Source organism: Nocardioides sp. SRI_004, assembly GCF_057586415.1.
This window is the reverse complement of record NZ_JBYCZV010000003.1, coordinates 371,659-381,461: the sequence shown is the minus strand read 5'-3', so window position 1 is coordinate 381,461 and position 9,803 is coordinate 371,659. Positions and strand designations below refer to the sequence as shown.

Here is a 9,803-nt window from a genome sequence, read left to right as displayed (position 1 = left end):
ATCCGCGCTTCGGACCCTGTCGGGCCTTCGGTCGCGGGGCAACCTGTGAAACGTTACTGGTTCAGGTCCTGGTCGTCAACTCCGGCGAACCGGGCTGTCGGACCGGGGGTCCGAACCGTGTCGCGGACATGGCGAAGACCTCTTGTTTGGGCCCTTGGCCCGGAGGTTTTCGCCGCGTTCCCCGCGACGAGAAGAACATTAACAGCACACGTCCCCCTCGTTGCAAATCGGGGTGCCCCTCAGCTTGCGGAGCGGGCCTCCTGAACGCGTTTGCGCAGGTCAGCGAGCTGTTCGGCCACTCGCACGGGTGCGGTGCCCCCCCGCCCGGAGCGCGACGCGACCGATCCCTCGACCGTCAGCACGAGTCGAACCTCGGGGGTCAGCGCCGGGGAGATGGCTGCGAACTCGTCATCGGTGAGGTCGGCGAGCTCCACTCCCCGGGCCTCCGCGACCCGGACACAGGCGCCAGCGACCTCGTGCGCCACCCGGAACGGGGTGCCCTCACGTACGAGCCACTCGGCGATGTCGGTCGCCAGGGAGAAGCCCTGCGGTGCCAGCTCGGCCATCCGCGCGGTGTTGTAGACCAGGGTCGCGACCTGTCCCGTGAAGGCGGGCAGCAGCACCTCGAGGGTGTCGATGGAGTCGAAGACCGGCTCCTTGTCCTCCTGGAGGTCGCGGTTGTACGCGAGCGGCAGGGCCTTGAGCGTGGTGAGCAGCCCGGTCAGGTTGCCGACCAGGCGCCCGGCCTTGCCCCGGGCGAGCTCGGAGATGTCCGGGTTCTTCTTCTGCGGCATGATCGACGACCCGGTGGACCACGAGTCGTGCAGCGTCACGAAGTCGAACTCCTTCGTCGCCCACAGGATGATCTCCTCGGCGATCCTGCTGACGTCGACACCGATCTGCGCGGCGACGAAGGCGAACTCCGCGACGAAGTCGCGCGAGGCGGTGCCGTCGATCGAGTTGGCCGTCGAGCCGGTGAAGCCCAGCTCGCGCGCGACCAGCTCCGGGTCGAGACCCAGGCTCTGGCCAGCGAGCGCCCCGCTGCCGTACGGCGAGTCGCTGACCACCCGCGCGTGCCAGTCCCGCAACCGGTCCACGTCGCGCAGCAGGGCCCACGCGTGGGCCAGCAGGTGGTGCGACAGCAGCACCGGCTGGGCGTGCTGGAGGTGCGTGCGTCCGGGCATGATCGCGCCCAGGTTGGCCTCGGCCTGGTCGGCGAGCGCCTGGACCAGGTCGAGGACGAGGCCGCTGACGACCCGTTCGTGGTCGAGCAGGTAACAGCGGAAGAGGGTCGCGATCTGGTCGTTGCGGGACCGCCCGGCGCGCAGCTTGCCGCCGACCTCCGGGCCGACCTCCTCGATCAGCATCCGCTCGAGGGCGCCGTGGACGTCCTCGTCGGAGTCCGCCGCCCACAGCTGTCCGGAGGTGTACCGCTCCGCGAGGACGTCGAGCCCGCGGTGCAGCTCGAGCTCCTCCTCCCCCGTCAGCAGCCCGGCTGCGCCCAGTGCCTTGGCATGGGCGTGGGAGCCGGCGAGGTCGTAGAGCGCGAGCCGCCAGTCGAAGTGGGTCGAGCGCGACAGCGCCTCCAGCTCCGGCGAGGGGCCGCCCTCGAACCGGCCGCCCCAGAGCTTGCCCTCGTTGGTCCCGCTGAGCTCGTTGCTCATTGCACTCCTCCCCGGACGTGCGCGATCGCCGCCCGCATGTGGTCGATCAGGCGCGGGTCCGCCGCGCGTCCGTCGTCGTCGAGCTCCTCGGGGGTCCACCAGCGGGCCTCGAAGATCGACTGCGACTCCAGGTGGTCGAGGCCGTCGAAGCTCACGGGTGTCTCCTCGAGCGCGACGGCGAAGAGGGTCGAGTCGTTGACGTAGGCACGGCCGTTCCAGGAGAAGCCGACCTCGAAGGTGCCGAACGGCTCCCCGAGGGCCGAGGGATCCACGGCGATGCCGGTCTCCTCGCGCAGCTCCCGCACGCCGGCGACGGCGAGCGACTCACCGTCGTCGGCGGCGCCGCCGATGGTGAACCAGTACCGGACGTCGGGCACCGCCGGGTCACAGCCGAGCAGGAGCAGGACCCTGCCCTCGCTGCTGACCGGCAGCACCCGTGCGACGGTACGACGGGTCGGTTCGCCCGGAAGGCCCGTGGACATCAGTCGGTGCCGATCTCCATCGCCACGTCCTCGAGGATCGCCTCGCCCTCGTCGCCGCCGTCGGGGTTGGCGGTGATCTGGTCGTAGCCGCCCGCCGGGAGCTCGCCGAAGAGGGTGCCGTTCTCGACGAGGACCGTGCCCTGGTCGAGCGGCTGGCCGGCGTACAGCTCGAGCTTGGCGCGCGAGTCGGCGATGTCGAGGTTGCGCATGGTGAGCTGGCCGATCCGGTCGGTGGGACCGAAGGCGGCGTTCTCGACGCGCTCCATCGACAGCTTCTCCGGGTGGTACGAGAAGTGGGGGCCCTCGGTCCGGAGGATCGTGTAGTCGTCGCCGCGGCGCAGCCGCAGGGTGACCGTGCCGGTGACCAGCGAGGCGATCCAGCGCTGGATGGACTCCCGCAGCATCAGCGCCTGCGGGTCGAGCCAGCGCCCCTCGTAGAGCAGCCGGCCGAGCTTGCGGCCCTCGAGGTGGTAGTTGGCGAGGGTGTCCTCGTTGTGGATCGCGTTGAGCAGCCGCTCGTAGGCGGCGAAGAGGAGCGCCATGCCGGGTGCCTCGTAGATGCCGCGCGACTTGGCCTCGATGATGCGGTTCTCGATCTGGTCCGACATGCCCAGGCCGTGGCGGCCGCCGATGGCGTTCGCCTCCAGCACGAGGGCCACCGCGTCGTCGTACCGCTGGCCGTTGATGGCGACCGGGCGACCGGCCTCGAAGGCGATCGTGACGTCCTCGGTCTCGATCGCGACGCTCGGGTCCCAGAACTTCACGCCCATGATCGGCTCGACGATCTCCAGCGAGACGTCGAGGTGCTCGAGCACCTTCGCCTCGTGGGTGGCGCCCCAGATGTTGGCGTCGGTGGAGTACGCCTTCTCGGTCGAGTCGCGGTAGGGCAGGCCGTGCTCGACGAGCCACTCGCTCATCTCGTGGCGGCCGCCGAGCTCGCGGACGAACTGCTCGTCGAGCCAGGGCTTGTAGATCCGCAGCTCGGGGTTGGCCATCAGGCCGTAGCGGTAGAACCGCTCGATGTCGTTGCCCTTGTACGTCGACCCGTCGCCCCAGATGTTGACGCCGTCGGCCTGCATCGCCCGCACCAGCAGGGTGCCGGTGACGGCGCGGCCCAGCGGCGTGGTGTTGAAGTAGGCCTTCGCGCCGGAGCGGATGTGGAACGCACCGCAGGCGAGCGCGGCGAGGCCCTCCTCGACGAGCTGCGGCTTGATGTCGACGGCGCGGGCGATCTCCGCGCCGTACTGCTTCGCCCGGACGGGGACGCCGGCGATGTCGGGCTCGTCGGGCTGGCCGATGTCGGCCGTGTAGGTGCACGGGATCGCACCCTTGTCGCGCATCCACGCCACCGCGACGGAGGTGTCGAGGCCGCCCGAGAAGGCGATGCCGACGCGCTCTCCCACGGGAAGGGAGGTCAGGACCTTGCTCAACTTTCGTTCCTTTCGGCAAGGGAGGTGAATCGGTGGGCCAGGGTGTCTCCCCCGGCGGGGTCGCGCCCGATGACGAGCACGGTGTCGTCGCCGGCGATGGTGCCGAGGACGTCGGAGATCTCGACCTTGTCGATCGCGCTGGCCAGGAACTGCGCCGCTCCGGGCGGGGTGCGGAGCACGACCAGGTTGGCGCTGGACTCGGCACTGACGAGCAGCTCCGAGCACAGCCGGGCGAGGCGGTGCTGCGAGGCAGGGCTCTCGCCGCCGACCGGTGTCCGGTCCCCGCCCTCGGCGGGTACGGCGTACACGAGCGCCCCGTTCGCCGAGCGCACCTTGACCGCGTCGAGCTCGACGAGGTCGCGGCTCAGCGTGGCCTGCGTGACGTGGACGCCACGCTGGCCGAGGAGGTCGGCGAGCTCGGGCTGCGAGCGCACGTCGCGGCTCTCCAGCAGCTCGACGATCATCGCCTGGCGGGCGTTCTTCGTCAGCGGGGTCAGGGCGTGCTCGCTCATGCTCAGACCTGCTCCGCGTGCGCCTGGAGCCAGGCCATGACGGCCTTCTGGGCGTGCCGGCGGTTCTCGGCCTCGTCCCACACGACGCTCTGCGGACCGTCGATCACGTCGGCCGCGATCTCGGAGCCGCGGTAGGCGGGCAGGCAGTGCATCACGATCGCGTCGGGCTTCGCGTGGGCGACCAGGTCGGCCGTGACGGCGTACGGGCCGAAGACCTCGCGCCGGGCGGCGGCCTCGTCCTCCTTGCCCATCGAGACCCAGGTGTCGGTGACCACCACGTCGACGCCATCCACGGCGGCCACGGGGTCGTCGAAGACGGCGACGGTTCCACCCGCGTCGAGGCCGGCGGCCCGCTCGAGGACCTCCGGGTCGGGCGCATAGCCCTCGGGGCACCCGAACCTGACGTGCATCCCCGCGGTGGCGCCCGCGAGGGCCCAGGAGTTGCCCATGTTGCAGGCGGCGTCGCCGAGGAAGGCGACGGTGAGGCCGGCGAGCGAGCCCTTGTGCTCCTGGACGGTCAGCAGGTCGGCCAGGAGCTGGCACGGGTGGAACTCGTCGGTGAGGGCGTTGATGACCGGCACACCCGACATCGCGGCCATCTCGTCGAGGTTGGTCTGCGCGTAGGTGCGCCAGACGATCTGCGAGGCCTGGCGACCCAGCACCCGGGCGACGTCGGCGACGGACTCGCGCTTGCCGATGCCCGCGAGCGACCCGTCGACGAGCATCGGGTTGCCGCCGAGCTCGGCGATCCCGGCCGCGAAGGACGCCTGCGTGCGCAGTGTCGCCTTGTCGAAGACCATCGCGACGGTGCGCGGGCCGGCCAGCGGCTTGTGGTCGTAGGGCTCGGCCTTGAGCTTCGCCGCGAGCGCGAGGACCTCGGCCTGCTCGGCCGGGGTCAGGTCGTCGTCGCGGAGGAAGGACCGGATCATCCCTGCACCCCCGCGCTGTCGAGGATGCCCGGCCACGCGGCGCCGAAGGCGTCGATGTCGGCGTCCGTCAGCACCAGCGGCGGCGCCATCCGCACCCGCTCGGGGGTCGCGCCGTTGACGATGAAGCCGGCGTCCTGGGCGGCCGTGACGACCTCGGCGGACTTCGGCTCGGCCAGCGTCAGGCCGACGAGCAGGCCGGCGCCGCGGGTCTCGACGACGCGCCGGTCGGCCGCCGCGACGGCCGTGAGCCGCTCTCCCGCCTCGGTGACCCGGGCCAGGAAGCCGTCCTCGCCGATCACGTCGAGGACCGCCAGCGCGGCCGCGGCGGCGATGGGGTTGCCGCCGAAGGTCGTGCCGTGGTTGCCGGGGTCGAAGAGCTTCCCCGACCCGTGGGTGGCGAGGCAGGCACCGATCGGGATGCCACCGGCAAGGCCCTTGGCCAGCGTCACGATGTCCGGTACGACGGGCGCCGAGACCAGGTCCGGGTGCTGGTGCGCGAACCACGCGCCGGTCCGGCCGATGCCGGTCTGGATCTCGTCGAGCCACAGCAGCGCGCCGTGGTCGTGGGCGATCCGCTGCGCAGCGGGGAGGTAGTCGCGCGGCGGCACGATCACCCCGGCCTCGCCCTGGACCGGCTCGATGAGCACGGCTGCCGTCGTGTCGTCGACCGCGGCCTCGAGGGCCGCCACGTCGCCGTACTCGACGAAGGTGACGTCGCCGGGCAACGGCTCGAACGGCTCGCGGTAGGCCTGCTTCGAGGTGAGCGCGAGCGCGCCCATCGTCCGGCCGTGGAAGGAGCCCGTGGTGGCGACGATCCGCGTCCGGCCGGTGCGCCGGGTCAGCTTGAAGGCCGCCTCGTTGGCCTCCGCGCCCGAGTTGGTGAAGAACACCCGGGCCTCGGTGCCGAGCAGCCCGACCAGCCGCTCCGCGAGCGCGATCTGCGGCTCGCTGGCGAAGAAGTTCGAGATGTGGCCGAGCGTCTGCAGCTGGGTCGTCACGGCCTCGACCAGCCGCGGGTGGGCGTGGCCGAGGGCGTTGACGGCGATGCCGCCGAGCAGGTCGACGTACTCACGGCCGTCGGCGTCCCAGACGTGCGCGCCCTCGCCGCGCGTGAGCACGAGCTTCGGCGGGCCGAAGGTGTTCATCAGCGCGCCGGTGTAGCGCTCGGTCCACGCGGCGTTGCCGGCGTCGGTCGCGGTCACTGGACGATCTCCCGGGCCTTGCGGGTCTTGGTGGTCACGCCGGGCAGCACCTGGGTGCCGACGCCCTCGTCGGTGAACAGCTCCAGCAGCACCGCGTGCTCCTGCCGGCCGTCAACGACCGTCGCGCGGCCGACCCCGCCGCGCACGGCCTGCAGGCAGGCGCTCATCTTGGGGATCATGCCGCTCGCGAGCGTCGGCAGGATCTCCTCCAGCGCCTCCGGGCTGATCTCGCCGATGACCTCCTCGGGGTCCGGCCAGTCGAGGTACAGGCCCTCGACGTCGGTCAGCACGAGCAGCTTCTCGGCACCCAGCGCGATCGCGAGCGAAGCGGCGGCGGAGTCCGCATTGACGTTGTGTACGACGCCGTCCGCATCGGGCGCGACGCTGGACACGACCGGCACGCGGCCGGCCTCGATCAGGTCGAGCACCGACTCGGGGCGGACCTGGGCGACCTCCCCCACCAGGCCGAGGTCGACCTCCTCACCGTCGACGACGGTGCCGGTCTGCTCGGCGGTGAACAGGTGGGCGTCCTCGCCCGAGAGGCCGACGGCCAGCGGGCCGTGCTCGTTGATCAGCCCGACGAGCTCGCGCTGGACCTGGCCGACCAGCACCATCCGGACGACGTCCATGGTCTCCGGCGTGGTCACCCGCAGGCCGCCCCGGAACTCCGACTCGATGCCGAGCCGGTCGAGCATCTGGGAGATCTGGGGGCCGCCGCCGTGGACGACGACGGGCCGGAAGCCGGCGAAGCGGAGGAAGGCGATGTCCTCGGCGAAGGCCCGCTTGAGCTTGTCGTCGGTCATGGCGTTGCCGCCGTACTTCACCACCACGACCTTGCCGTGGTAGGCCTTCAGCCACGGCAGGGCGCCCGCGAGGGTCGCCGCCTTGTAGGGGTCCGGCTTGCCGGGCTCGCTCATCTTGTCCTCGCTCATGAGCTGTAGGCGCTGTTCTCGTGGACGTAGGCGTGGGTGAGGTCGTTCGTCCACACCGTGGCCTCCGCGTCGCCGGCCTTGAGGTCGATGGTGACCGTCACGGCCCGGGGGCTCAGGTCGACGAGGGACGGGTCCTCGGCGGGGGTGCTGTTGCGGCACACCCAGACGCCGTTCATCGCGACGTCGAGGTCGGCGGGGTCGAAGGCGGCGCTCGTCGTACCGACCGAGGCCAGGACCCGGCCCCAGTTGGGGTCCTTGCCGAACACGGCGGCCTTGAAGAGGTTGCTCCGCGCCACGCTCCGGCCGACCTCGACGGCGTCGTCCTCGGTGGCGGCGTTCAGGGTGGTGATCGCGATCTCGTGGTCCGCGCCCTCGGCGTCGGCGAGCAGCTGGCGGGCGAGCTGGGTGCACAGGTCGGTCAGCGCCGCGGTGAACTCCTCGGCCGTCGGCGTCACCCCCGACGCGCCACTCGCCATCAGGGTCACGGTGTCGTTGGTCGACTGGCAGCCGTCGGAGTCGAGCCGGTCGAAGCTGACCCGGGTCGCGGCCCGCAGCGAGGCGTCAAGCTGCGCGGCGGGCACGACGGCGTCGGTTGTGATGACGACGAGCATCGTGGCCAGCGCCGGGGCCAGCATGCCGGCCCCCTTGGCCATGCCGCCGATCGACCAGGCGCCGTCGGGACCCTCGACGACCACCTGCTTGCTGACGGTGTCGGTCGTCATGATCGCCTCGGCCGCGTCGTTGCCGCCGTCGGCGGACAGCTGCGCGTGCAGGGTGTGGACACCGTCGAGCAGCTGCTGCCGGTCGTTGGCCAGGCCGATCAGCCCGGTCGAGCAGACCACGACGTCGCCGGCGCCGATGTCGAGGACCTTGCCGACCTCCTCGGCCACCTGGTGGGTGGTCAGGAAGCCCTCGGGACCGGTGTAGCAGTTGGCGCCACCGGAGTTGAGGATGACGGCGCGCACGACGCCGTCCTTGACGACCTGCTCGCTCCACAGCACCGGGTTGGCCTTGCACCGGTTGCTGGTGAAGACGGTCGCGGAGTCGAAGGTGGGACCCTGGTTGACGACGAGGGCGAAGTCCTTGTTGCCGCTGGCCTTCAGGCCGATCGCGGCGCCGGCGGCGACGAAGCCGGCGGGGTGGGTGACGCTCATGGTGGTGGTTCCTTTGCGGAGGGCTAGACGGGGACGGCGGGGGCGACGGTGTGCCCCGATCGTCGCCACGCCTCCTCGGCCCGGTCCGCGGCCGCGGTCGGCACCAGGATCCAGTCGGTGTCGAAGGTGGAGATGACGAAGACGTTGATGTCGTCGTCGGCCAGTGGGTTCAGCAGCCGGACCAGGATGCCCGGCACGGTCAGGTCGAGGGTGCCGTCGACGGCGAACGCCGTGAGCGGCTTCTCGTGGCGCGCCTTCTTCGGGACGCTCCGCCCGGCACAGACCAGGGACGTCTCGGTCGCGGTCGCGGTGATGGAGAAGACCGACGAGGACTCGGCCCACGTCGGGATCTCCGCGCCGGCGGGCAGCCGGACGACCGCGAGGGTCTCCGGGTAGCGCGAGAGGGAGAGTGGCTGCTCGGCCGCGGGGGTGCTCATGGTGCCAGTCCTACCGTCGTCAGGCCGGTGGTCTCGTCGAGACCGAGGGCGAGGTTCATGCACTGCACGGCGGCGCCGGCGGTGCCCTTGGCGAGATTGTCGACCGCTCCGACGGCGACCAGCCGGCCGGCCGCCGCGTCGACGGTGACCTGCAGGTGCACGGCGTTCGAGCCGAGGACCGCCTGCGTCTGCGGCCACTGGCCCGGGGGCAGCACGTGGACGAAGGGCTCGTCGGCGTAGGCCTTCACGTAGACGTCGTACGCCTCCTCGACGGTGACGTCGCCGGCGAGCGGGGCCGAGCACGTCGCGAGGATGCCCCGCGACATCGGCACCAGCAGGGGCGTGAAGCTGACCTTGACCGACTCCGGGCCGCCGGCGGCGAGCCGGCCGAGGTTCTGGGTGATCTCGGGCGTGTGGCGGTGGACTCCCCCGACGCCGTAGGCGCTCGTGTTGCCCATCACCTCGCTGCCGAGCAGGTGGGTCTTGGCGGCCTTGCCCGCACCGCTCGTCCCCGAGGCGGCGACGACCACGACGTCGGGGACGACGATGCCCGCGGCGACCGCGGGGGCCAGGGCCAGCGACGAGACCGTCGGGTAGCAGCCGGGTACGGCGACCCGGCGGGTCCCGCGCAGGGCCTCACGGTTGCCGGGGAGCTCGGGCAGGCCGTAGGGCCAGGTGCCGGCGTGGGCGCTGCCGTAGAACCGCTCCCACGCGGCCTCGTCCTCGAGCCGGAAGTCGGCGCCGCAGTCGACGACCACGACGTCGGCGTCGCGCTCCGTGAGCTCGGCGGCGAGCGCTCCCGACTGCCCGTGCGGCAGGCCGAGGAACACCACGTCGTGCCCGGCGAGGACGTCGGCCGTCGTCGGCTCCAGCACCCGGTCGGCCAGCGGCACGAGGTGCGGCTGGAGGGCGCCGAGGCGCTCGCCGGCGTTGCTCGCCGCCGTCAGGGCGCCGATCTCGACGCCGGGGTGGCCCAGCAGCAGCCGCAACACCTCGCCGCCGGCGTACCCACTGGCACCGGCGACCGCGACCCGAACCTTGCTCATGTGCATGAACATACA

At 71.8% G+C, this 9,803-nt stretch carries 10 protein-coding genes; all 10 read right to left on the bottom strand.

Going from position 1 to position 9,803, the window contains the following annotated elements; translation table 11 throughout:
* Window positions 1-239 precede the first annotated feature (239 nt).
* The 10 genes from argH to argC are packed head-to-tail and all read right to left on the bottom strand — an operon-like array spanning window position 240 to window position 9,794.
* Window positions 240-1,664 (bottom strand): argininosuccinate lyase, encoded by a 1,425-nt coding sequence (argH, locus tag AC2YHB_RS05840; RefSeq protein ID WP_036542885.1) that lies wholly within the window; start codon window positions 1,662-1,664, stop codon window positions 240-242.
* A complete protein-coding gene (locus AC2YHB_RS05835; RefSeq protein ID WP_257026950.1) occupies window positions 1,661-2,146 on the bottom strand; it encodes an NUDIX hydrolase in 486 nt (161 codons plus the stop codon). Before AC2YHB_RS05835 ends, argH begins: the two co-directional genes overlap by 4 nt.
* Complete coding sequence (gene argG, locus AC2YHB_RS05830; protein WP_036542880.1) at window positions 2,146-3,576, bottom strand: argininosuccinate synthase; 1,431 nt, start codon at window positions 3,574-3,576, stop codon at window positions 2,146-2,148. The genes AC2YHB_RS05835 and argG overlap by 1 nt, the downstream gene beginning before the upstream one ends.
* Complete coding sequence (locus AC2YHB_RS05825) at window positions 3,573-4,088, bottom strand: arginine repressor (RefSeq protein ID WP_487353652.1); 516 nt, start codon at window positions 4,086-4,088, stop codon at window positions 3,573-3,575. The genes argG and AC2YHB_RS05825 overlap by 4 nt, the downstream gene beginning before the upstream one ends.
* Before the next feature lie 2 nt (window positions 4,089-4,090).
* Window positions 4,091-5,017: an ornithine carbamoyltransferase gene (gene argF, locus AC2YHB_RS05820; protein WP_487353651.1), complete on the bottom strand. Its 927-nt coding sequence runs from the start codon at window positions 5,015-5,017 to the stop codon at window positions 4,091-4,093.
* Window positions 5,014-6,219 (bottom strand): acetylornithine transaminase, encoded by a 1,206-nt coding sequence (locus AC2YHB_RS05815; RefSeq protein ID WP_487353650.1) that lies wholly within the window; start codon window positions 6,217-6,219, stop codon window positions 5,014-5,016. Before AC2YHB_RS05815 ends, argF begins: the two co-directional genes overlap by 4 nt.
* Window positions 6,216-7,151 carry an acetylglutamate kinase gene (gene argB / locus AC2YHB_RS05810; protein WP_487353649.1) on the bottom strand — a complete coding sequence of 312 codons (936 nt, stop codon included), beginning with the start codon at window positions 7,149-7,151 and terminating at the stop codon, window positions 6,216-6,218. The genes AC2YHB_RS05815 and argB overlap by 4 nt, the downstream gene beginning before the upstream one ends.
* On the bottom strand, window positions 7,148-8,305 hold the full coding sequence (gene argJ, locus AC2YHB_RS05805; RefSeq protein WP_036542868.1) for a bifunctional glutamate N-acetyltransferase/amino-acid acetyltransferase ArgJ: 1,158 nt from the start codon (window positions 8,303-8,305) through the stop codon (window positions 7,148-7,150). The genes argB and argJ overlap by 4 nt, the downstream gene beginning before the upstream one ends.
* 23 nt (window positions 8,306-8,328) lie before the next feature.
* Window positions 8,329-8,742, bottom strand: coding sequence for an ACT domain-containing protein (locus AC2YHB_RS05800; RefSeq protein ID WP_036542865.1), 414 nt, complete (start codon window positions 8,740-8,742; stop codon window positions 8,329-8,331).
* Window positions 8,739-9,794 (bottom strand): N-acetyl-gamma-glutamyl-phosphate reductase, encoded by a 1,056-nt coding sequence (gene argC, locus AC2YHB_RS05795; RefSeq protein WP_487353648.1) that lies wholly within the window; start codon window positions 9,792-9,794, stop codon window positions 8,739-8,741. The genes AC2YHB_RS05800 and argC overlap by 4 nt, the downstream gene beginning before the upstream one ends.
* Window positions 9,795-9,803 lie beyond the last annotated feature (9 nt).